This window comes from Bariatricus sp. HCP28S3_F11 (genome assembly GCF_052065395.1).
In the GTDB taxonomy this organism is placed as follows: domain Bacteria; phylum Bacillota; class Clostridia; order Lachnospirales; family Lachnospiraceae; genus Allocoprococcus.
Genome location: NZ_JBQHUC010000017.1, coordinates 1 through 21,486 on the forward strand (window position 1 = coordinate 1; position 21,486 = coordinate 21,486).

Here is a 21,486-nt window from a genome sequence, read left to right on the forward strand (position 1 = left end):
GCAATTTCACTTCCTGACATGGAAAGCGCATAACGTTTGATAATGATGTTTTTGTAGTCCAGCATACATCATCCTCCTAAGAAATATATTTTCATCTGATAGATGAATGAAGATATTATCCTAGAGATTTCTGTATCAATCAAAGCCTAACGGCTGTTCAGCTTCGCATTTCGGCCGTTTTGCTCCGCAAAACCGGCCGTTGGGACGCGCCATATGCATTTAGTGAAAAATCTTATTGAACAGAGAGGTATCTGAAATGAAATATAATACACAGAACGCAAAAATTGCATTTATTACGGAAAAAACTTTAATCGTTGGAATCGATATTGGAAGTGAAACTCATTATGCAAGGTCCTTTGACTGGCGGAATTATGAGTACTCAAAAAAGCCTTTTGCTTTCAGCAACGATGAAGCCGGGTTTGCTTCATTTAAGGCATGGATGGACGACATTGCAGACAAACATGGGAAAGAGACAGTGATTCCAGGTATGGAACCTACCGGTCATTACTGGCTGAACCTTGGAGCGTACCTGCAGGAACAGGGCATGAAGCCGGTGCATGTGAATCCGCATCATGTAAAGAAGTCCAAAGAACTGGATGATAATAACCCGAATAAGAATGACCGTAAGGATCCAAAAACGATTGCGGGACTGGTGAATGAAGGAAGATTTTTGTATCCATATATTCCAACAGGGATATACGCAGAACTCCGGAATCTGTCAAACCTTCGTATTCAGACACAGGAAGAAATCACAAGGATTAAAAACTGGATTGCGTGATGGTCCAGCATTTATTGTACGAAAATGAAAGACGTTTATAAAAATCCGGATGCTGCAAGCGGGATGATGGTGATCAAAAAGGCACCGTTGCCATGTGACATAAAAGAACTTGGCGTAGATGGTGTAAATCAGGTATGGAGGGATGCAAAGCTGAAAGGCGCTGGTTTAAAGAGGGCAAGGACCCTGGTATCAGGTGCGGAGTACAGCATCGGAAGTACAGAAGCACCTGGAAGTGCCAGAATAGAGATCCAGAATCTGCTGAACGATTACGAAGTATATAAATAGATAATATCGGTTGCAATTTATGGAAGTTAATGGAAGAGTTGAAGAAATATGGGAAAAATGCGGTTTTAAGCCATTTTCGTGGTAAAAAAGCCTCATATTTTTCGCTATGTGTGCAAAAATCCGTCCAGTGGACGAATTTTTGTTGTAGCAATGACTTGACATCATCAGGGGCATTGTGTTTGTTTCCCAGAATAAAGGAGAGAAGCATTTACGGAAATGCTGAGATAGTATCCATTTGGATGCATTTCTTAACGACAAGATAGAAATTTATCTAGGGAGATAATTGACAAAATAAATTTTCAGGAATATAATAGCAAGCTAACGATAATGAAAAATATGAATTTGAGGAGTGTCGAAAATGGATCAAAAAGAAAGAATGCTTGCAGAACTTCTCTACATTGCATCTGATGAAGTATTGAGCAGGGAACGCCTGGAATGTAAAAGAAGGATTTATGAACTGAACCAAGTCCATCCGGATTAGTATAACAGGATCCCGGGGTTGCTAAAGGAATTGTTTGGAAAAACCGGCGAAGCTGTTTTTGTAGAGCCTCCATTTCATTGCGATTATGGTTATAACATAGAGGTCGGAGATGATTTCTTTGCAAACTATAACTGTACAGTTTTGGATGTTGCAAAGGTGACAATAGGGAAAAATGTCATGCTGGGACCAAATGTGTCTTTTTATACTGCCGGACATCCGTTACATCAAGAATCCAGAAACTCCGGCTATGAATACGGTATTTCAATTACTGTCGGAGATAATGTGTGGATAGGCGGGAGCGTCGTGATTATCGCGGGAGTGTCGATTGGGAATAATGTTGTGATTGGCGGCGGTAGTGTTGTGACCAGAGACATTCCGGACGGGGTGGTTGCTGCGGGTAATCCCTGCAGGGTGATCCGCGAGATCACGGAAGAAGACCGGAAATACTATTTTAAGAAGAGAGTTTTTGATGTGGAAATCTAACAGGTATTTGGGAAGCGGTTGTAAAAATAGAACCGGCTTGTCATATTATCGGGCTGGAAATGGGTGGAAATGCAGTCATCCTTACCATCGGGGTGGCAGTTGTGCTGACTGCGGCGGGGGAACTTGTGGCGTCGCCGATGCTGGCGCTTTTGAAAACACCGGAAAATATTGTTGTAGGTTCTCTGACATATCTGCGGGTTATGATAGGCGGGCTTACGGTCATCATGTTTTATAATCTTGAAGCCTCTCTTTTAAGGGCATTAGGGGATGGACGGTCTCCTTTGACAGCCATGGTGATTGCTTTCTGCACGAATATAGGTTTGGATCTGCTGTTTGTGATGGGATTCCGTTTGGGTATTGCCGGTGCTGCTGTGGCAACGCTGATGGCACAGGGGATTTCATGTATCTATTGTTTTGTTGTCCTGCGCAGAGTTCCTTTTTTGAAGTTGAAGCATCAGGATTTTGCGATAGATATCAGTCTGGCAAAAAGGCTATTAAGGCTGGGGATGCCTGTCATGTTCCAGGATGCAATCATCAGCATTGGAGGGATGGTGCTTCAGTCAGTCATCAATGGGTTTGGCGTATTGTTTGTAGCGGGGTTTACGGCAACAAATAAATTGTATGGTATTTTAGAGACGGCGGCTATTTCATACGGATATGCAATTTCTACTTTTGTTGCTCAGAATAAAGGGGCGGGAAAAGATAAGCGTATTAAAGCAGGCATGAGGAAAGGGATTGCTATGGCGTTTGCCACCTCAGTGCTGATCTCTCTCATTATGTTCTTATGGGGAAAAGATATTCTTTCTTTGTTCATTTCAGCAGAAGAAGTACAGGCGCAACAGGTATTGCAGGTTGCCCATCATTACTTGATGATTATGAGCACTTTCCTGATTATATTATATGCTCTGCATACTTATCGCAGCGCCCTGCAGGGGATGGGAGATACTGTCATACCCATGGTATCCAGAATGGTGGAGTTTGGCATGAGGGTATCTGCTGCCATATTTCTGCCGCGGTTTATAGGGCAGGAAGGAATTTTTTATGCAGAGATTCTGGCATGGTCGGGGGCCTGTGTGCTGCTGGTAACTGTGTATTACAAAAGGATTGCATTTTTCAAAACATAAAATGTGGTAACAGTTCAGCTATGCACAGATATTTAAAAGCAGAATGCGCAAGTTTACTTGCAGCAGACTGCTTTTAAATATCTGTATATGGCGCTCTGCCATGAGCGAGAGCCTTAGCTGCATATGCAGCGGGAAAGACTGCGAAGCAGTCAGCTCGAGCTTTATGGCTGAACTGTTACAAAATGTGCATAAAATCAAACGCATGCTATTGACATAGGGATAGTAGTGTGCTATATTTATCGGCAGAAAGGGGGCATAGATATGGCAGACCATGTGTCCTGCGGGATACTGATGAAGCAGATTGGCGACGAGATGCAGAAAAGGGCAGACAATAAGATGCGTTCATGGGATATGACAATGGCACAGGCAGGAGCCCTGCTGGCACTGAACGATGCCCCGGAAAAACAGCTTTCCATGAAGCAGTTGGAGAAGGTTCTATGTATTGCGCAGTCCACGACTGCCGGTATCATTTCCCGGCTGGAGCAGAAAGGGTTGGTGGAAGGATATGCTGATGCAGAGGATAAACGGATTAAGCTGGTGCGCATCACGCAGGCGGGAATAGACAGGGTTCTGGAAACGAAGCGGGACATGATCCACTCGGAAGAGATGCTTCTATCGGGGCTGACCGAGACAGAGCGTGATATCCTTTATTCACTCCTTAAGAAAATTAAGGATAGTTTAAAATAAGTGCTCACAAAAAGTGAGTATTTATTTTGGGTAATTCAATAGCTAGAGATTGAAAGCATACGATTGTTTAAGAAAGGTGATTTCAATGGAAAAGAAAAAGGAAAACAAAAATCTGGAAGTGTTCAGCAATGCGCCTGTTCCTCAGGCAGTGCTAAAAAATGTGTTGCCTGCAATGGCTGCGATGATTATGGTGCTAATCTATAATCTGGCGGATACCTTCTTTATCGGTCAGACCCATGACGATATTCTGATTGCCGCCGTGTCTCTGGCTATGCCGGTATTCCTCCTCTTTACGGCGGTAGGAACGATTTTCGGTGTGGGTGGTGTCTCGGTGATTTCCCGGGCTTTGGGAGAGGGGCGGGCAAGGCCATGCAGCATCAGGTTATCGAACGGATCGACAAGGGAGAAACATATGAATCAGAGAGAAAGAAGAGACAATAAACTGCCTTATAGCTAAAAAATTAATACTGGCTAAACTCTTTAAGGTGTGGTATAATACTTCCGTTAATGGGGGAATATTTCCATCTGTTAAAATATTCCTTATAAAATATCATATCTGAGAATAAATGAACAAGTGAGGTGAGAATATGGACGGTAGTAGTGCACGAAGTAGGGACAGGGCAGTCATAACCTGTCAGAATTGTTGCGGTTTTATGCCGTCTGTATTCTGACCTGGTTTTTGAATCTATAAGGCGAAGAGGGAGACCACTTTGCCGTTTCTTTATGAGCATATGAATTTTGCTCCGTTTCAGAGAATGGCTGCCGTTGTCCGTTTCAAAGAACACACTACATCAATGTAAGGCGGGTGTAGAAAAAGTGTTTTGCAGGTGACAATGGTATTTTTTTGCCCATTTATCCTGAAGCGTTTTTCTATGTCCATCTTTACCATGCATGCCTGAATGGCTTGAATTTTATCTTGAAAGAAGATAAGACTCTCACTTTTATAGGTGCGAGTTGCGACAAGTTAGTCTTGGTGGAGATCCAATCTCATTCCAAGATAAAGCCACCGGCGGATAACAGAGGTGTACTTGATTTTGATGCGTAAAGGAGGAACAGACAATGAGTGCAAAGAAGAATTTCCCAAATGAAAATGCGGCTGTTGTACAGCACCCGGACTACAGCAATGAAATAGCGGCAATTGCACGCAGCAATCTGACACCAAGGCTGATGCGGGAGAAGATTGGAGATTATCATGAGAATGATATTGCAGATGCCTTGGAGCTGCTCAAAAAGGATGAGCGTATGAGGCTTTACAGTATACTTGATACCGATATGCTTTCTGATATTCTGGAGTATTCGGACAGGAGAGACGAGTGGCTGAGTGAGCTTGGGATCCGAAAAAGGGTTGAGGTGCTGAACCGGTTCGAAGTGACTACGGCTGTGGAGTATCTCCGCCAGCTTGATAAGAAGCAGAGAAGTGTATTGATTGATCTGATGGAAGACGGTGTGAAAAAGGAGATTGCATTTTCCAGTGCTTTCGATGAGGATGAAATCGGAAGTAAGATGACGACGAATTATATTGCAATCGGTGCGGGACTGAATGTGCGTCAGGCGATGAAGGAATTGGTGGATCAGGCGGCGGATAATGACAATATTTCCACGATTTATGTGCTGGATGAAGGCAAGGTGCTGGTCGGGGCAATCGATCTGAAGGACCTGATCGTTGCCAGAGAGAATACGGAATTGGATAGTATTATCATGACATCCTATCCGTACGTGTATGCGGAAGAGCAGATTGAAGATTGCATTGAGCGTCTTCAGGATTATTCCGAAGATTCGATTCCCGTTCTGGATGAAAATAATAAGCTCAAAGGCATATTGACAGCGCAGGATGTAGGTCAGATGATCCATGATGTATTGGGAGATGACTATGCAAAGCTGGCAGGTCTTTCTGCGGAAGAGGATCTGGAAGAGCCGCTTCGCAAAAGTATCGGGAAACGGCTTCCATGGCTGTTGGTACTTCTGGGACTAGGACTGGTCGTTTCCTCTGTGGTGGGAATTTTTGAAAAAGTAGTCGCACATCTGGCGCTGATCGTATGTTTCCAGTCTCTCGTACTCGATATGGCGGGAAATGTCGGTACACAGTCACTTGCTGTTACCATTCGTGTTCTGATGGACGAGCAGGTCAGCAAAAAACAGAAATTATACCTGATTTCCAAGGAGGCGAGAGTCGGGCTGTGCAACGGTTTGATTCTTGGAGTATTGTCTTTTCTGTTTATCGGACTATACCTGTATCTTCTGAAAGGGCAGGTGCTGATTATGGCTTTTTCGATTTCGGCTTGTACCGGAATCGCGCTTCTGGTCGCAATGCTTCTTTCCAGTATTGTAGGTACTACCGTGCCAATGCTGTTCAAACAGTTAGGTGTGGACCCGGCGGTCGCTTCCGGGCCGCTGATTACTACGATCAACGACCTGGTTGCTGTAGTTACTTACTATGGACTGGCCTGGGTGTTGATCATCAATGTGCTGCAAATGTAGACCCAGGCGAGTAATGTCGAATAAAAGAAAGTATTTTGGTAAGAGGAATAACCGTCCCACTGACGGTTATTTTTCTGTTCAAAGGTATTTTCAATTATTTGAGAATGAAGTATAATGAGTTATATGTATGAATAATCTGGAAGATGCAGATACAAAAGAAAGAACTGCATGGAGGGAGAGCAGAACAATGATCGATATTGGGGTAGTTTACGGTAGATTTCAGATTTTACATCTGAAGCATCTGGAATATATATTGGCGGCTAAAATGCGATGCAGAAAGCTTTATGTGGGAATATCGTTTCCTGACGAGTCTTATATTCAGGAAGACTCTGAGATGGATGAAGAAAGAAAGAAGTCGTCCAACCCTTTGACATATTTTGAAAGATTTGAAATGATACGGGATTGCCTTCTTGATTTCAAAGTGCCGAGAGAAGCATTTGACATCATTCCTTTTCCGATTGAACGTCCGGAGTATCTTAGGCAGTATGTACCGACAGATGCGGTGTGTTTTCTGAGTATCTGCGATGAAAAGACGGAGAGAAACTCAGAACTTCTGAGAAATATGGGCTATACGACAGAAGTGCTTTGGCGCAGGGATGAGAGTGAGAAAGGAATAACCGGTACTCAGGTGAGACAGAGAATTCTGGCGGATGAGAAATGGAATGATCTGGTGCCGAAAAGTGTATATGAATACATTATTTCACATGGAATTGACAACCGTATAAAATATACGAAATAGAATGGCAGGAGAAGAAGATGAACAATCAGGATTGGGAACGCTTTGGAGAGGATATCCGCAGAACGGTGCAGGACGCAGTAGATTCCAGGGATTATCGCAGACTGAATCAGACGATCACGAATACGATTAATCAGGCGCTGAATGAGGCAGCCCGGAGCATGCGGAATATGGGAAATGGACGAAACTGGAACCGAGAGCCTTACGGACCGGGATGGCAGAATCCGGATGGAATGAATGGGGATTTTGGAAATAACTGGCATGGAGGCGGCCCTTACGGCAATGACTGGCAGGGCCAGCCGTTTGAGACTCAGAACAGCAATGCAATGAAATATGATAGCCGTTTCAAAAATCAGCCGGCTCTTTATGCATCGATGACCGGTGCGCAGGCAGGCGGAATTCTTCTATGTGCATTTGGATATCCGGTTGCGGTTATTTCCGGGATTCTGCTCCTTCTGGCAATTGCGGGATTGTTTCTTATAAAACCGGGTGAGGCGCTTGCGGTGCTTATCGTTTCACTTGTTTTTACAGGGGTATTTGGCGGGATGGCAGGTGCCGGAACTTCGATTTTGAAACGAATCGGAAGATTTAAGAAATATATGAGTTTCCTTCAGGACAGGGAATACTGTGACATCAAAGAACTTGCAGAAAAGACAGGGAAAACGGCAAAGTATGTGACAAAGGATCTCCGGAAGATGATCGAAAGCGGATGGTTCCGTCAGGGACATCTGGATGGCCAGAAGACATGTCTGATGGTGACCGATCAGGCATATGACCAGTATCTGCAGTTGGAAGAACAGATGCGGGAGAAGGAGCGGGATGAGATTTATCGTGAACAGCAGAAAGAGAAAGAAGCCCGGATGCAAAAGGAAAAGAAGGAGCAGGTAGAGCGCGAGACAGAAAAGGCAAGAGAAGGCCTGGCTCCGGAGGTACGGGAGATCATTGAGCAGGGTGACGCATATATCCGGAAGATCCATGCATGCAATGACGCAATCCCTGGTGAGGAGATTTCAGCTAAAATTTCCAGAATGGAAATGATCGTGGATCGGATTTTCGATCGTGTAGAACAAAATCCTGAGACGGTAGGAGATATCCGGAAGCTGATGGAATATTATCTTCCAACGACTGTTAAGCTGCTGGAGGCATATGAAGAGATGGACCGTCAGCCGGTAGGAGGAGAGAACATACAGACAGCAAAAGCGGAGATCGAAGCGACCCTTGATACGTTGAATCTTGCATTTGAGAAGCTGTTGGACAGCCTGTTTCAGGATACGGCATGGGATGTGTCTTCGGACATTTCTGTTTTGCATACCATGCTTGCGCAGGAAGGGCTGACAGAAGAAGAATGGAAACGGAAATCCGGGAAATAGCAAATAGACAAGGCAGAATGCAGAGGAAAATGGAGGTTTAGGAACATGAATGATGAATTCAAAACATTTGCACCGGCACCGGAATTAACGCTGGAGCCGTTTAAAGAAGAAATGCAGACACCGGTACCGGCACCTGAAAAACAAGAAATTATGGATGAATCAATTTTAACGGACGACGAGAGACGTACAGTCGATCAATTCGCAAGCCAGATTGATCTGACGAATTCTACGATGATTCTTCAGTATGGCGCCGGAACCCAGAAAAAGATGGCGGATTTTTCTGAGACTGCAATGGAGAATGTGAAGACGAAAGATCTGGGAGAGGTGGGGGACCTTCTTTCCGGTGTAGTAAAGGAACTTCGAAACTTTGACGAGGAGGAAGAAAAGGGATTTCTCGGAATTTTCAAGAAAACGTCCAATAAGATACAGTCCATGAAAGCGAAATACGCGAAAGCAGAGACGAATATCAATGAGATCTGTAAAGTTTTGGAGAATCATCAGGTCTTACTTCTAAAGGACATTGCGATTCTGGATAAAATGTATGAACTGAATCTTACGTATTTTAAAGAGCTTACCATGTACATCCTTGCGGGAAAGAAAAAGCTGCAGGAGGTTCGCACGACGAAACTGCAGGAGCTTGTTCAGAAAGCACAGATGTCAGGACTTGCGGAAGATGCGCAGGAGGCAAGAGATCTTGAGGCTATGTGCGGACGGTTTGAGAAGAAGATCCATGATCTGGAACTCACACGGACGATTTCCCTTCAGACTGCTCCGCAGATCCGCCTTGTGCAGGGCAATGACACGTTAATGGTAGAGAAGATTCAGTCAACGATCGTGAATACGATTCCGCTTTGGAAGAGTCAGATGGTGCTTGCGCTTGGTGTAGAACATTCCGCCCAGGCGGCAGCGGCGCAGCGGGAAGTGACGGATATGACAAATGAGCTTCTCAGAAAGAACGCTGAGAAATTGAAGATGGCGACGATTGATACGGCAAAAGAATCCGAACGTGGAATTGTTGATATGGAAACCCTGAAAGCGACAAATGAATCTCTGATTTCAACGCTGGATGAAGTGATGAAGATTCAGCAGGAGGGACGCCAGAAACGTCATGAAGCGGAGCAGGAGATGCAGAGGCTTGAAAATGAGCTGAAAGGGAAGCTGCTTCAGCTGCAGGGATAGGTTGAAAAGATAACGATGAAAAGAGCAGGAGCGCGAAAACGGAAATGAATAATCCGTTTTCGCGCTCCTGTTATAATGTCATGCATACGTGAGTGTTTTATTTGATCACAGTACCGGTACGTTCTTTTAATGCGTCGTTTAATGCTTCCATAGAAGTGATGATCGCACGTCGTCCCTCTCTTTTTTCGATGAAAGAAACAGAGGCCTGGAATTTCGGAAGCATATTGTAGACACCGAAATGTCCCTCGTCCATGTATTTCTTTGCGTCATCCAGAGAAATCACGCCAAGTTCCGTTTCCTTATCGGTACCACGATTGATGCATACTTTCTCTACGCTTGTCAGAATGATCAGCTCATCTGCGTCGATCTGTTCTGCAAGAAGTCCGGCAGTCAGGTCTTTTTCAATGACAGCACTGGCACCTTTTAAATGGTGTCCCTGTTTCAGTACCGGAATGCCACCGCCGCCGCCGGCAACTACGATCTGGCCTGCATCCAGGAGCGCATTTACGGCATCTGCTTCAACTACTTCTACCGGATTTGGAGAAGCAACGACACGCCGAAAGCCTTGTCCCGGAACCTCAACAACATAATTTCCTTTCTTTCGCTCGATTGCAGCATCTTCTGCATCCATGATACGTCCGAGTACCTTGGTTGGAGTGTAGAAAGCTTCATCATAAGGATCAACAATGACCTGAGTCAGAACTGTACTGACGGTGCGGTAAATGCCCCGGTTCATCAGTTCTTCGCGGATGCCGTTCTGCAGGTCATATCCGATATATCCCTGAGACATAGCGGAGCAGACTGACATCGGAGAAGGGGTAAAATCTTCGTGGGATTTGCCGAATTCATTCATGGCGGTATGAATCATACCTACCTGTGGTGCATTGCTGTGTGTGATTGCAACATCGTATCCTGTTTCAACAAGAGCAGCAATCGATGCGGCAGCTTTTTTTACTGCAGCCTTCTGTTCCGGAAGTGTATTTCCGAGAGCACGATGACCCAGTGCAACGACAACTTTTTTCTTCATATAATATACCTCGTTTTTCTGAATTAGAGTATGTGAAAATTATAGTATCTTTTTTATTAAATTGCAATCCTTATAATGCGACTATATGATAAGAATGTCCCGTAGCTTTCACGAATTTCTGAAGAATATCGGAGGTTCGGAGCTTCAGACTGGAAGTGTTGATGCAGGGATGGCATCCGAGATATTCTTCTTTCAGTAAATCTTCATCAATCAGAAGATCGACCTGCTCTTCGACATCGTTCATCAGTCCGAGAACGCTGACGCTGCCCGGAGTAATGTCCAGAAATTCTTCCATGTATCGTGATTCCGCGAAGGAAAGGCGGGATACACCGAGCTGATGTGAGAGTACTTTTGTCTCAAAATGCTTGTCACCCGGCATCATCAAAAGAAAGAAAGTTGTTTTCTGGCGGTTGCATAGAAATAAATTCTTGCATACCCCGATCTGCAGTTCCTTCTCGATTTCCCGGCAGTCTTCAATGGTGTTGGCAATATCATGATCGACACCTTCATAGGGAATCTGCAGTTTGTCAAGAAAATCATAGACCCTTTCTTCTTTCGCCAGGCGTTTGGAACAATCCGGTTTGGAGGTGAAATGTATCTTACTGACATGAATGGTTTCCATAGTAAAGTCCTCCTGATGTAAAAATGATGAAATAATTGTATATGTGTAGTAAAATACTAGTGTACTGATAATTAATACTTATATCATAGCATGAAATCTGCAGTTTTCAAGAAAAAGCATGGAAGAATCAGGTCCGGAAGCCGGGAAACATCATATACTGGCAATAAGAAGAGTTCGGAGTGTGTGCCGTGAAAGAAAAATGTGACAAAGAAAACCGGATCCGTTTTTGCGAACTGAGAGAGAAGGAAGTAATCAACACCTGTAATGGGAGACGGCTGGGGTGTGTGACGGATATTATACTGGATAAGTGCTCCGGGACAGTGGAGGCTATCATAGTGCCGGGACCGGGGAAGGTGTGCGGGCTGTTTGGATATGATGCGGAATATATTATTCCGTTTGAATGTATCTGCAGAATCGGGCCCGATATCATTCTGGTAGAAATCTGCGAAGAGAAATTTTTAAAAACGTGTAAATAAGAAATAAAAAAAGAAGGAGAGGAATTGAAAATGGCAGCATTTTTGGAGAACATTGCCCCATTCACGGGAAACGGAAAGAAGAATGATAAGGGGCAGGATCTGGAAGAATTTCTGGAAGAATATGATCCATATAAATATAAGAACCCCTGTGTGACAACGGATGCGGTTGTATTTTCCTGGTCGGATAAGGGAGAGGAATCGAAAGGGCCGAACCTGGATTCTGTATGGAAGGTTCTGATGATCAGGAGAGGGAATCATCCGTGCATCGGATGGTGGGCTCTCCCGGGAGGGTTTATTAATCTGAGGGAGAATCTGAGAGATACGGCGAAGCGGGAATTGATGGAAGAGACCGGTGTGGACGACCTGCCCATGGAACAGATCGCGGTGTATGGAAATGCGAACCGGGATCCGAGAGCGCGTGTGATCACCTCTGCATATATGTCTGTTGTGGAGGAAACCAAAGTGACGGTGCATGCAGGAGATGACGCGGATGCGGCTCTGTGGTGCGAGATTTTCTGTGAAAGCGGCGCCTGGGAAACTGCAGAAGACGGAGGCAGGAAAAGAAGCCATTTTCTTAGATTGGAGAATAAGGCATATGAACTGGAACTTACGGCTGTGGTGGAAGAGGATTTGAAAGGGGACATTGTGCAGGAAAGAGATTTCCGTGTCAGGGAGACGAATCAGATTGCTTGTGACCATGCTGCAATCATTGTACAGGCATGGCTGATCCTGAAAAGCAGACTGTAAGTATTTCGGGGAATTTTGTTTGACAAGAAAATAGTCTACATTTATACTATTAATATTGAGGAAAAGGTCGCCACGCGGAACCATGGCGTTTTCCACGGCGTGTGGGGAGAAAAAGAGACAGGAGGCAAGAAGATGAAGTGTCCATATTGTGGTAACATTGATACCAGAGTCATTGATTCAAGACCGGCTGATGACGGAACATCGATCAGGAGAAGACGTTCCTGCGATGCCTGCAGCAAGCGTTTTACAACGTATGAGAAAGTGGAGACGATTCCACTGATCATTATTAAGAAAGACAATACCAGGGAACAATATGACCGTGCTAAGATTGAAGGCGGTGTTCTCAGGGCATGCTATAAGAGACCGGTGCCTACTTCTGAAATTCAGAAGACGATCGATACGATCGAGACCGATATTTTCAGCCGGGAAGAAAAGGAAATTCCGAGCAGTGTGATCGGAGAAATCGTGATGGGACACTTGAAAGAGCTGGATGCGGTTGCTTACGTTAGATTTGCATCGGTTTACAGAGAGTTTAAAGATGTAAATACATTTATGGCGGAACTGAAGAAAATTCTGGAATAATGTGTTCTGGAAGCGGACAAGTAAACAGACGAAGGAGTGTACACTTTGATGGAGCAAAAGAAGACAGTTGTACTTGGAGTGACGGGCGGAATCGCCGCGTATAAGACAGCGTCGCTGGCAAGTATGCTGGTTAAGAACGGGTATGATGTGCAGGTACTCATGACGAGGAATGCAACGAATTTCATCAATCCGATTGTATTTGAGACTTTGACGAAGCATAAGTGTCTGATCGATACATTTGACCGGAACTTCGAGTACAGCGTGGAGCATGTCGCACTCGCCAGTGTGGCAGATTTGGTAATGATTGCCCCGGCGACTGCGAATGTGATCGGGAAACTGGCTCACGGAATTGCAGATGATATGTTGACCACGACTGTGATGGCTTGCCGACGATGCCCGAAATTCATTGCGCCTGCGATGAATTCGGAGATGTATCTGAATCCGGTAGTGCAGGATAATCTCGCGATCCTGAAAAAATACGGATATGAAGTGATCGAGCCTGCCGAGGGACATCTTGCATGCGGAACGAGTGGAATCGGGAAAATGCCAGAACCGGAAGAACTTTATGAATATATTTATCATGAGCTGGCATGGGAAAAGGATATGATTGGGAAGAAGGTTCTTGTTACGGCAGGGCCGACGCAGGAGGCCATTGACCCGGTACGGTATATCACCAACCATTCTTCAGGAAAGATGGGATATGCGGTGGCGAAAGTCTGTGCCGCAAGAGGAGCTGATGTCACACTGGTGAGCGGACCGACTTCTATTCCAAAGCCGATGTTTGTGAACGTGCTTCCGGTCACGACGGCAAAAGAGATGTTTGAAGCAGTCAGGAGAGAATCTGAAGATGCCGATATTGTCTGCAAGGCGGCCGCGGTTGCGGATTATCGCCCGAAGTATGTGAATGATCAAAAAATGAAGAAATCCGGTGAGCAGATGGTTCTGGAACTGGAGAAAACGGATGATATTCTGAAATACCTTGGAGAACATAAAAAACCGGGACAGTTTCTGTGTGGATTTTCTATGGAAACAGAGAACATGGTTGAGAATTCCAGAGCAAAACTGGAAAAGAAAAATCTGGATATGATAGCGGCAAACAATCTCAGGGATGCCGGAGCCGGTTTTCAAGGTGACACGAACAGGATGACTCTGATTACCAGAGAAAACGAGACTGTACTGCCTCTTTTGAGTAAGGAAGAGACGGCGGCGCGGATTCTGGATATGATTCTGGATCAGATGAATTCATAAATAAAAATCATGGTAACTGTTCAGAGCCAACCTCGAAAACACTTCGTGTTTCCTCAGTGTGGCGTATCCGCCAAATAGATTTGTACAAAAAAGTGCTCACGAATGCAAGCATTCATTGCCCTTTTTTGACAAATCTGCTTGGCTCTGAACAGTTACAAATCATGTATTGTATCTCGAAATGAGAATAATAACAGGAGAAAAATATGAAGAAGAACAAAGAAAAAAAGGGTACTCGTTGGATGGTGAGCGTTGCACTGATGGCTGCAATCATAATTGTGTTGGCAAATACGCCGCTTGGCATGATTCAGCTTCCTATTATAAAGGCAACAACCGTACATATACCGGTGATTATCGGGGCGATTCTTTTCGGACCGCTTGCAGGAGCGATTCTGGGAGGTGTTTTCGGAATTTGTTCGCTGATCAGCAACACAATGGCACCGACACTGCTGTCGTTTGCGTTTTCACCGTTTCTTGCCTCGAATCTGGCAGGAGTGCTTAAAGCACTCTGGATTTCTGTCGGATGCCGTATTTTGATCGGTGTTGCGGCAGGATGGATTTGGATTCTTTTCAGAAAAATCAAATTAAACACATATGTGGCTCTTGCCATTGCGGGATTTGCTGGATCTATGGTAAATACGATCATGGTGATGGGGAGTATCTACTTCCTGTTGGCGCAGCAGTATGCTGAAGCGAAAGAAGTAGCGGTTACGGCGGTATTTGGGCTGATTATGGGAACGGTGACTGCATCGGGAATTCCGGAGGCACTTGCTGCTGCTGTCCTTGTCGCTGTCATCGGAAAGGTATTGATGCGCTTGACGGCATCTTCTCAGACACAGAGTGGAAGATAGTAAAGGGGATACACAAAAATGATTCTTGCAATAGATATTGGAAATACAAATATTGTTCTGGGATGTATTGACAACAATAAGACATATTTTATTGAGAGACTTTCTACAATCAAGACGAAGATGGAGCTGGAATATGCGATTGATATCAAGATGGTTCTGGATCTTCATGGAATTGATGCAGGGAAGCTGGAAGGCGCTATTGTCAGTTCCGTTGTGCCCCAGATAACAAATGTAGTTAAAGAAGCAACAGAAAAGATTCTCAAGAAAAAAACATTGGTCGTTGGTCCTGGAGTAAAAACAGGACTCAATATTATGATGGACAATCCGGCTCAGCTTGGAAGTGACCTCGTCGCGGATGCCGTTGCCGGAATAGACGGGTATGAGCCGCCGCTGATTATTTTCGATCTTGGAACGGCGAACACGGTCTGTGTTGTGGATTCGAATAAGAATTATATCGGGGGTATGATCTACCCCGGAATTTATACATCATTAAATGCGTTGACTGCAAATGCGTCACAGCTCAGTGGAATCAGTCTGGAAGCTCCGAAACGGATCATTGGAAAAAATACAGTGGAGTGTATGAAAAGTGGTGTGATCTATTCCAATGCCGCATGTATGGACGGTATCATTGAACGACTGGAAGAGGAACTCGGGCAGCCTGCAACGGTCATTGCAACGGGAGGACTTGCAAAGAAGATCGTTCCGCATTGCAGAAAAAAGATTATACTGGATGATGAGCTCCTTCTGAAAGGATTACTCGTTATTTATAATAAAAATTCTCAGGGAGAATTTGCGTGGAAAACTGAGGAAAAAGGGAAGAGGAGACAGTAATGAAATTTATCTCTTGGAATGTGAATGGAATCCGTGCATGCGTACAGAAGGGGTTCATGGATTTTTTTAAGGAGGCAGATGCGGATATCTTCTGCCTTCAGGAAACGAAGATGCAGGAAGGACAGCTGGAGTTGGAACTGCCAGGATATCATCAGTATTGGAATTATGCTATGCGCAAAGGGTATTCGGGGACAGCTGTTTTTACGAAAAAAGAGCCGATCAGCGTCTCTTACGGAATCGGAATTGAGAAACACGATCAGGAAGGACGTGTTATTACACTGGAATTTGAGGATTTTTATTTTATAACTGTGTACACGCCGAATTCTCAGAATGAGCTGGCGAGACTCCCCTATCGAATGGAGTGGGAGGACGCTTTTCTAACATATCTGAAGAAACTGGAAGAGAAGAAGCCGGTTGTGTTTTGCGGAGACTTGAACGTGGCGCATCAGGAGATTGATTTGAAAAATCCGAAGACAAACCGGAAAAATGCCGGCTTTACGGATGAGGAAAGAGCAAAATTTTCAGCACTTCTTGAGAATGGTTTTGTAGATACATTCCGTTATTTTTATCCGGAGGTGGAGGGAATTTATTCCTGGTGGTCCTACCGGTTTAAAGCAAGAGAGAAGAATGCAGGATGGCGTATTGATTATTTTTGTGTATCGGATTGCCTGAAAGAGCGGCTTAGGGATGCAAAGATATTGACTGATGTTTTTGGATCAGATCATTGTCCGATTGAACTGGATATGGAATAAATGATGATAAGATAAAACGGGTTGTGAACACGATTGGTGTTTCAACCCGTTTTACATATGCAGATCTTTTAGATATATCCGCCGTCCAGACCGATGATCTGGCCGGTCATGTATTCCGGTGCGTGGGCAATATCCCATGCGAGCTGAGCCACTTCTTCCGGAGAGCCAAAACGTCCGGCGGGAATTTCCTCAGCAAATGCAAGCTTTTCTTCTTCGCTTAAAAGATCATTCATGGAAGTGTCAATTGCACCGCAGGCAATGGCATTGACCTGAATGTTGCTCGGTGCGAGTTCCTTTGCAAGTGCTCGGGTCAGACCGTTTACACCTGATTTCGCGGCAGAATAGGCGGCTTCGCATGATGCACCAACGGTTCCCCACATGGAGGAAATATTGATGATACGTCCATGCTTCACTGAGATCATATGCGGAAGTGCGCCACGGCAGCAATAGAATACAGAAGAAAGGTCTGTCTGAATCATGTGATTCCATTCTTCGTTTGTCATATCAGAAAGCAATCCCATGTAAGCAATTCCGGCATTGTTGATCAGAACATCAAGACCGTCGCAGGACAGGGAGACGGCATCAAAGATTCCCTTTACATCATCGGGATTTCCGACATCTCCGGTCACGATTTCGCAGGAACCATAAGGCATCTCTTCGATTTGGGCACGTACCTGATGAAGAGCTTTCCATGATTTTCGGCAATTTAAGAAAACATGATATCCACCGGCGGCAAATCGGAGTGCACATGCTCTGCCGATTCCACGTGAAGCACCGGTTACAAGAACAGTTTTTTTGGTCATAAATTAGCGCTCCTTTGTAACATTTATAAAAAAGGTTATTATAATTATACACGTTATTTCTTGTTATTTAAAGTGCAAGATGATATGATAAAGAAAAGATCGTAATATTGTGATATGCGAGGAGGAGAATATGGTAGACAGAGCCATTGAATTCGCAACGAAAGTACATGACGGGCAGTTTCGAAAGGGGACGAAACGCCCGTATATCGTGCATCCGATCGAAGTGGGGGATATCGTTTCGTCTATGACGCACGATGAAGAGGTTATCAGTGCAGCAATTTTGCATGATACGGTTGAAGACTGCAAGGATGTAACGGTGGAGAAGATTGCGGAGATGTTTTCGGCCCGAGTTGCATTTTTTGTAGCACAGGAGAGTGAGGACAAATCCCGTTCCTGGGAAGAAAGAAAGGGAGCAACGATTGAGCGTATCCGAACAGCTCCGAGAGAAGTTCAGATGATCGGACTTGCGGACAAGCTCTCCAATATGCGTGATATTGACAGGGATTATCCGCTCTGTGGTGAGGAACTATGGAACAGGTTTCGTATGAAAGACAAGCAGATGATCGGATGGTATTATAAGGGGATTCGAGATGCGCTGAAAGAACAGTTTGAGGGGGAACCGGTTTATATGGAGTATTGTAGGTTGATCGATAAGAATTTTGGATCATAATAGTAATCTGAGAAAAAGGCATTCCGTAGAGGAGTGCCTTTTTCCATGGAAAATGTGTGCTTAAATGTCTTTGACATCGCCAATTAAATCCTTGATCTCTTCCATATGCCGGTCTGTCAGATTGACAGTCTCTGCACATCTGCGCAGTTCGTCCTCAATGGAGGCGATATCTACCAAAGAACTGATATCCTTTTTGTAGTGAAGCTGGTGATCGAGACTTGCCCAGAAATCCATTCCAATGGTACGGATCTGAATCTCAGCACGCATTGCAGCCTTTCCTTCTGAGAAGAACACCGGGATCTCCACGATCATGTGGTAGCTTCGGTAACCGTTATCCTTTGGCTTTTGTATGTAGTCCTTGATCTTAAGAACTGTGATATCATCCTGTGATGAAATCAGATTGGCCATCGTATAAATATCGCCGATGAATGGACAAATCACTCGAATACCGGCAACATCGTCCAGATTTTTCACGATGCTTTCTTCCGTAAACGGAAGGTTTTTCCGACGCAGCTTTTCATAGATACTTGCCGGAGTTTTGATGCGGGATTTAATAGAAGAAATCGGATTTCTCTGATTTGCAACGGAAAATTCATCATTCAGGACTTCAAGTTTTGTCTGAATTTCCCGGATCGCACAACGATATTTCATCATCAAAGAATTGAAATTCTTATTGTTGCGGATAAAATCTTCCGGACTTACTGCATTCAGCCATTGCTTCTCCAGTGTTGTCGGATGGGAAGACACTGGAATTGTTTCTGTCGCTTTTTCCATAAAACAACCCTCTTTATAAATTTCTAGTGGGAACCCCCGTCAGGTCTTTTGACCTTTCCCATCTATATTCTAACATATTTTTAAATGGCATGAAAGCCTTTTCCTATGATTTCACTGGTATTGGAAATCAGGATAAATGCAGATGGATCTTCTTTCTTGATAAAATTCCTCAGTTTAATTGCCTGCTGGCGATTCAGTGCAGTAAGAATAATGTGTTTTTCTGAACCAGAAAATGCACCCCGCGCATCACAGATCGTTGCGCCGCGGTGAAGTTGATTGACAATAAAATCGCAGATCGGATCCGGCTTAGCGCAGACAACGTTAAAATATTTTGAAAGATTCAGACTTTCGATAAAGTTGTCCACCAGGAATGACCGGATCGAAAGACCGAAAAGGGAGTAAAGTCCGGTTTTCATACCAAAGACAAAGAAACCGAGTACTGTTATGGCAATATCGGAAACGATCAGAGCTTTGCCGATATTGATGCTGGAATACTTCTTAACGATCATTGCAATGATATCTGTGCCTCCGCTTGAAGCACCGATATTAAAGAGAATAGCTGAGCCGAATGCCGGCAGTGCGATCGCGAACATAACTTCGAGCATCGGTTCATCCGTAAAGGGGTGTGACATAGGATAGACCCTTTCTAACAGTGACAACGTAACAGAAAGAAGAATACTGCAATAGGCAGTTTTCGCAACAAATTGTTTTCCGAGGATCACTGCACCCAGAACCAGAAGCAGCATATTAGTTATAAAAGAAAAATCGGCAGCTGAAATTAGTCCGGTTTTCGCGACCAGTACAGCGAGACCGGTGATTCCGCCAAAAGTGAAATTGTTGGTAAATTTAAAGAAATAGGTCCCCACTGCCATGATTAGTGTAGCGCCTGTCATCATGGCAAAATTTTTAAAACTCTTATCCATTTGCTCATTCCTCAAGATTATAATATTTGAAAGACCGCGTAAAATCAGAATTACGGCTCATTCCAAACGAATTGTAACGCGGCAAATTTTGAAAGTCAACTGTTTTGAATCAAGTTTATGAAGTATACAATTATACATAAAACCAAAGAAAAATCAGGTATTTTCTGGGAATAAAATGCGGGCATGAGATGAATCCACAGCGGATATACTATCTTTCAAAAGGAGGAAAAAAATCATGGATCAGTATTTACCTATTACGGATGTATACGCCAGAGAAATTCTGGATTCGCGTGGGAATCCGACTGTTGAGGTGGAAGTACTTGCAGGGGAACAGTTTCACGGCAGGGCATCGGTACCTTCCGGTGCATCAACGGGAAAATATGAGGCAATCGAGCTGCGGGACGGACAGAGAAGATATCAGGGACTTGGAGTTAAGAAAGCTGTGGAGCATGTCAATGACAGAATCGCCCGTGAAGTAGAAGGAATGAATGTGTTTGAACAGGCGAGAATCGATCAGGTCCTTTTGAAACTGGATGGGACAGATAACAAGATTAATCTGGGCGCAAATGCAATGCTGGGGGTATCACTTGCGGTGGCAAGGGCTGCTTCAAAGGCCTTAAGGATTCCGCTGTTTCGTTATCTTGGAGGAGTGGGTGCTAAACAGATGCCGGTGCCTATGATGAATATTCTGAACGGGGGACGCCACGCAGATAATACGATCGACATCCAGGAATTTATGATCATGCCGGTGGGAGCATATAGTTTTGAACAAGGACTTCAGATGTGTTCGGAAATATATCAGGCGCTTAGATCCTTGCTAAATAAGCAGGGATATCAGACATCGGTCGGGGATGAAGGTGGATTTGCGCCCAATCTTCCGAATGCCGGTGATGCACTGCAATTTATTATAGAGGCGATTGACAAAGCCGGATATAAACCAAAAGAAGAGATTGTGATTGCTTTGGACGCAGCGGCCAGTGAGTTATATGACAAAAAGAGAAAACGTTATGTTTTTGAAGGAGAAGGAAAAATGCACGGACATCGTGTGGAACGTTCTTCTGAGGAAATGATTGAGTATTTTGAAGAACTGGCTGATCGGTTCCCGATCCTTTCAATCGAAGATGCACTGGACGAGGAAGATTGGGAAGGCTGGGAACTTTTGACTACAAGGCTGGGGCTGGAGATGCAGCTTGTAGGAGATGATCTTTTTGTTACAAACGTAAAAAGACTGAATGCGGGAATCCTCAAAGAGATTGCCAATGCGATTCTTATTAAAGTGAATCAGATTGGTACTTTGACAGAGGCAGTTGATGCGATTGAGATGGCAAAAAGGTCGGGATATCAGGCAATTATTTCACACAGATCCGGGGAAACTGAAGATCCCTTCATTGCGGATCTTGCTGTTGCCTTTAACACAGGGCAGATTAAGACTGGCGCACCGTGCCGATCTGAGCGTGTGGCAAAATATAATCAGCTTCTCAGAATCGAAGAAAGGCTGGGAGAAATCGCAAAATATGAAAATCCCTTTGTGAGATTCTCGTAGAAGGAATATTGTGAATAAAAAAGTTTCGGAAGAATGTAT

Annotated in this window: 21 protein-coding genes and 2 pseudogenes; 18 read left to right on the plus strand and 5 right to left on the minus strand. The window is 44.4% G+C overall.

The features are described 5' to 3' along the window. Positions 1-256 precede the first annotated feature (256 nt). From ACTNBR_RS09190 to ACTNBR_RS09230, 9 genes and pseudogenes are all read left to right on the plus strand, one after another. Positions 257-1,057 (plus strand): annotated as a pseudogene (locus tag ACTNBR_RS09190) (IS110 family transposase); the annotation flags it as partial. Between the two features lie 364 nt (positions 1,058-1,421). Further along, positions 1,422-2,027, plus strand: a pseudogene (locus ACTNBR_RS09195) (sugar O-acetyltransferase). A gap of 59 nt (positions 2,028-2,086) precedes the next feature. Beyond that, a complete protein-coding gene (locus tag ACTNBR_RS09200; protein ID WP_441017831.1) occupies positions 2,087-3,151 on the plus strand; it encodes an MATE family efflux transporter in 1,065 nt (354 codons plus the stop codon). 261 nt (positions 3,152-3,412) lie between these two features. Next, positions 3,413-3,838 (plus strand): MarR family winged helix-turn-helix transcriptional regulator, encoded by a 426-nt coding sequence (locus tag ACTNBR_RS09205; protein WP_427806752.1) that lies wholly within the window; start codon positions 3,413-3,415, stop codon positions 3,836-3,838. 85 nt (positions 3,839-3,923) lie between these two features. Then, entirely contained in the window at positions 3,924-4,295 is a 372-nt protein-coding gene (locus ACTNBR_RS09210; RefSeq protein WP_427818980.1) for an MATE family efflux transporter, read from the plus strand. A gap of 602 nt (positions 4,296-4,897) precedes the next feature. Further along, the gene (gene mgtE, locus ACTNBR_RS09215) at positions 4,898-6,316 is read left to right on the plus strand and encodes a magnesium transporter (RefSeq protein WP_441017833.1); all 1,419 of its coding nucleotides are present in this window, start codon (positions 4,898-4,900) and stop codon (positions 6,314-6,316) included. A 127-nt stretch (positions 6,317-6,443) separates the two neighbouring features. Beyond that, positions 6,444-7,055: a nicotinate-nucleotide adenylyltransferase gene (locus ACTNBR_RS09220; RefSeq protein ID WP_441017835.1), complete on the plus strand. Its 612-nt coding sequence runs from the start codon at positions 6,444-6,446 to the stop codon at positions 7,053-7,055. A gap of 17 nt (positions 7,056-7,072) precedes the next feature. Beyond that, positions 7,073-8,422 (plus strand): 5-bromo-4-chloroindolyl phosphate hydrolysis family protein, encoded by a 1,350-nt coding sequence (locus tag ACTNBR_RS09225; protein WP_441017837.1) that lies wholly within the window; start codon positions 7,073-7,075, stop codon positions 8,420-8,422. A 45-nt stretch (positions 8,423-8,467) separates the two neighbouring features. Continuing rightward, complete coding sequence (locus tag ACTNBR_RS09230; protein ID WP_427818984.1) at positions 8,468-9,601, plus strand: toxic anion resistance protein; 1,134 nt, start codon at positions 8,468-8,470, stop codon at positions 9,599-9,601. Between the two features lie 97 nt (positions 9,602-9,698). Here the strand turns inward: ACTNBR_RS09230 and arcC are convergent, their stop codons facing one another. Together arcC and ACTNBR_RS09240 are read right to left on the minus strand one after the other, a co-directional pair. After that, positions 9,699-10,628 carry a carbamate kinase gene (gene arcC, locus ACTNBR_RS09235; RefSeq protein WP_441017838.1) on the minus strand — a complete coding sequence of 310 codons (930 nt, stop codon included), beginning with the start codon at positions 10,626-10,628 and terminating at the stop codon, positions 9,699-9,701. 70 nt (positions 10,629-10,698) lie between these two features. Continuing rightward, positions 10,699-11,250 carry a prolyl-tRNA synthetase associated domain-containing protein gene (locus ACTNBR_RS09240; protein WP_427818986.1) on the minus strand — a complete coding sequence of 184 codons (552 nt, stop codon included), beginning with the start codon at positions 11,248-11,250 and terminating at the stop codon, positions 10,699-10,701. Positions 11,251-11,468: 218 nt separating this feature from the next. Here ACTNBR_RS09240 and ACTNBR_RS09245 point away from each other — a divergent pair, with 218 nt between their 5' ends. From ACTNBR_RS09245 to xth, 7 genes are all read left to right on the plus strand, one after another. Next, positions 11,469-11,726, plus strand: coding sequence for a PRC-barrel domain-containing protein (locus ACTNBR_RS09245; RefSeq protein WP_427806819.1), 258 nt, complete (start codon positions 11,469-11,471; stop codon positions 11,724-11,726). A gap of 30 nt (positions 11,727-11,756) precedes the next feature. After that, positions 11,757-12,473 (plus strand): NUDIX domain-containing protein, encoded by a 717-nt coding sequence (locus tag ACTNBR_RS09250; RefSeq protein WP_441017839.1) that lies wholly within the window; start codon positions 11,757-11,759, stop codon positions 12,471-12,473. A gap of 132 nt (positions 12,474-12,605) precedes the next feature. After that, on the plus strand, positions 12,606-13,055 hold the full coding sequence (nrdR, locus tag ACTNBR_RS09255; protein ID WP_427806761.1) for a transcriptional regulator NrdR: 450 nt from the start codon (positions 12,606-12,608) through the stop codon (positions 13,053-13,055). Between the two features lie 48 nt (positions 13,056-13,103). Further along, positions 13,104-14,303 carry a bifunctional phosphopantothenoylcysteine decarboxylase/phosphopantothenate--cysteine ligase CoaBC gene (gene coaBC / locus ACTNBR_RS09260; RefSeq protein WP_441017841.1) on the plus strand — a complete coding sequence of 400 codons (1,200 nt, stop codon included), beginning with the start codon at positions 13,104-13,106 and terminating at the stop codon, positions 14,301-14,303. Positions 14,304-14,506: 203 nt separating this feature from the next. Next, entirely contained in the window at positions 14,507-15,151 is a 645-nt protein-coding gene (locus tag ACTNBR_RS09265) for an ECF transporter S component (RefSeq protein ID WP_441017843.1), read from the plus strand. A gap of 18 nt (positions 15,152-15,169) precedes the next feature. After that, complete coding sequence (locus ACTNBR_RS09270; protein WP_427820286.1) at positions 15,170-15,982, plus strand: type III pantothenate kinase; 813 nt, start codon at positions 15,170-15,172, stop codon at positions 15,980-15,982. Further along, positions 15,982-16,734, plus strand: coding sequence for an exodeoxyribonuclease III (xth, locus tag ACTNBR_RS09275; RefSeq protein WP_427806764.1), 753 nt, complete (start codon positions 15,982-15,984; stop codon positions 16,732-16,734). Before ACTNBR_RS09270 ends, xth begins: the two co-directional genes overlap by 1 nt. A 68-nt stretch (positions 16,735-16,802) precedes the next feature. Here xth and ymfI read toward each other — a convergent pair whose 3' ends face one another. Further along, positions 16,803-17,537, minus strand: a complete 735-nt coding sequence (ymfI, locus tag ACTNBR_RS09280) for an elongation factor P 5-aminopentanone reductase (RefSeq protein WP_441017845.1) — start codon at positions 17,535-17,537, stop codon at positions 16,803-16,805. A gap of 130 nt (positions 17,538-17,667) precedes the next feature. Here ymfI and ACTNBR_RS09285 point away from each other — a divergent pair, with 130 nt between their 5' ends. Next, the gene (locus tag ACTNBR_RS09285; protein WP_441017847.1) at positions 17,668-18,207 is read left to right on the plus strand and encodes an HD domain-containing protein; all 540 of its coding nucleotides are present in this window, start codon (positions 17,668-17,670) and stop codon (positions 18,205-18,207) included. A 60-nt stretch (positions 18,208-18,267) separates the two neighbouring features. Here ACTNBR_RS09285 and ACTNBR_RS09290 read toward each other — a convergent pair whose 3' ends face one another. Both ACTNBR_RS09290 and ACTNBR_RS09295 read right to left on the minus strand, forming a co-directional pair. After that, positions 18,268-18,981, minus strand: a complete 714-nt coding sequence (locus tag ACTNBR_RS09290; protein ID WP_427806768.1) for a GTP pyrophosphokinase — start codon at positions 18,979-18,981, stop codon at positions 18,268-18,270. 80 nt (positions 18,982-19,061) lie between these two features. Further along, complete coding sequence (locus tag ACTNBR_RS09295; RefSeq protein WP_441017849.1) at positions 19,062-19,904, minus strand: YitT family protein; 843 nt, start codon at positions 19,902-19,904, stop codon at positions 19,062-19,064. 235 nt (positions 19,905-20,139) lie between these two features. Between ACTNBR_RS09295 and eno the strand changes: the two genes are divergently transcribed. Continuing rightward, positions 20,140-21,447, plus strand: a complete 1,308-nt coding sequence (gene eno / locus ACTNBR_RS09300; RefSeq protein WP_441017851.1) for a phosphopyruvate hydratase — start codon at positions 20,140-20,142, stop codon at positions 21,445-21,447. Positions 21,448-21,486: the final 39 nt, after the last annotated feature.

Excerpts from the sequence above, each read along its gene's own strand:
- ACTNBR_RS09200 (WP_441017831.1), top strand. The coding sequence starts at position 2,087 with ATGGGTGGAAATGCAGTCATCCTTACCATCGGGGTGGCAGTTGTGCTG.
- ACTNBR_RS09205 (WP_427806752.1), top strand. The coding sequence starts at position 3,413 with ATGGCAGACCATGTGTCCTGCGGGATACTGATGAAGCAGATTGGCGAC.
- ACTNBR_RS09210 (WP_427818980.1), top strand. The coding sequence starts at position 3,924 with ATGGAAAAGAAAAAGGAAAACAAAAATCTGGAAGTGTTCAGCAATGCG.
- mgtE (WP_441017833.1), top strand. The coding sequence starts at position 4,898 with ATGAGTGCAAAGAAGAATTTCCCAAATGAAAATGCGGCTGTTGTACAG.
- ACTNBR_RS09220 (WP_441017835.1), top strand. The coding sequence starts at position 6,444 with ATGAATAATCTGGAAGATGCAGATACAAAAGAAAGAACTGCATGGAGG.
- ACTNBR_RS09225 (WP_441017837.1), top strand. The coding sequence starts at position 7,073 with ATGAACAATCAGGATTGGGAACGCTTTGGAGAGGATATCCGCAGAACG.
- ACTNBR_RS09230 (WP_427818984.1), top strand. The coding sequence starts at position 8,468 with ATGAATGATGAATTCAAAACATTTGCACCGGCACCGGAATTAACGCTG.
- arcC (WP_441017838.1), bottom strand. The coding sequence starts at position 10,628 with ATGAAGAAAAAAGTTGTCGTTGCACTGGGTCATCGTGCTCTCGGAAAT.
- ACTNBR_RS09240 (WP_427818986.1), bottom strand. The coding sequence starts at position 11,250 with ATGGAAACCATTCATGTCAGTAAGATACATTTCACCTCCAAACCGGAT.
- ACTNBR_RS09250 (WP_441017839.1), top strand. The coding sequence starts at position 11,757 with ATGGCAGCATTTTTGGAGAACATTGCCCCATTCACGGGAAACGGAAAG.
- nrdR (WP_427806761.1), top strand. The coding sequence starts at position 12,606 with ATGAAGTGTCCATATTGTGGTAACATTGATACCAGAGTCATTGATTCA.
- coaBC (WP_441017841.1), top strand. The coding sequence starts at position 13,104 with ATGGAGCAAAAGAAGACAGTTGTACTTGGAGTGACGGGCGGAATCGCC.
- ACTNBR_RS09265 (WP_441017843.1), top strand. The coding sequence starts at position 14,507 with ATGAAGAAGAACAAAGAAAAAAAGGGTACTCGTTGGATGGTGAGCGTT.
- ACTNBR_RS09270 (WP_427820286.1), top strand. The coding sequence starts at position 15,170 with ATGATTCTTGCAATAGATATTGGAAATACAAATATTGTTCTGGGATGT.
- xth (WP_427806764.1), top strand. The coding sequence starts at position 15,982 with ATGAAATTTATCTCTTGGAATGTGAATGGAATCCGTGCATGCGTACAG.
- ymfI (WP_441017845.1), bottom strand. The coding sequence starts at position 17,537 with ATGACCAAAAAAACTGTTCTTGTAACCGGTGCTTCACGTGGAATCGGC.
- ACTNBR_RS09285 (WP_441017847.1), top strand. The coding sequence starts at position 17,668 with ATGGTAGACAGAGCCATTGAATTCGCAACGAAAGTACATGACGGGCAG.
- ACTNBR_RS09290 (WP_427806768.1), bottom strand. The coding sequence starts at position 18,981 with ATGGAAAAAGCGACAGAAACAATTCCAGTGTCTTCCCATCCGACAACA.
- ACTNBR_RS09295 (WP_441017849.1), bottom strand. The coding sequence starts at position 19,904 with ATGGATAAGAGTTTTAAAAATTTTGCCATGATGACAGGCGCTACACTA.
- eno (WP_441017851.1), top strand. The coding sequence starts at position 20,140 with ATGGATCAGTATTTACCTATTACGGATGTATACGCCAGAGAAATTCTG.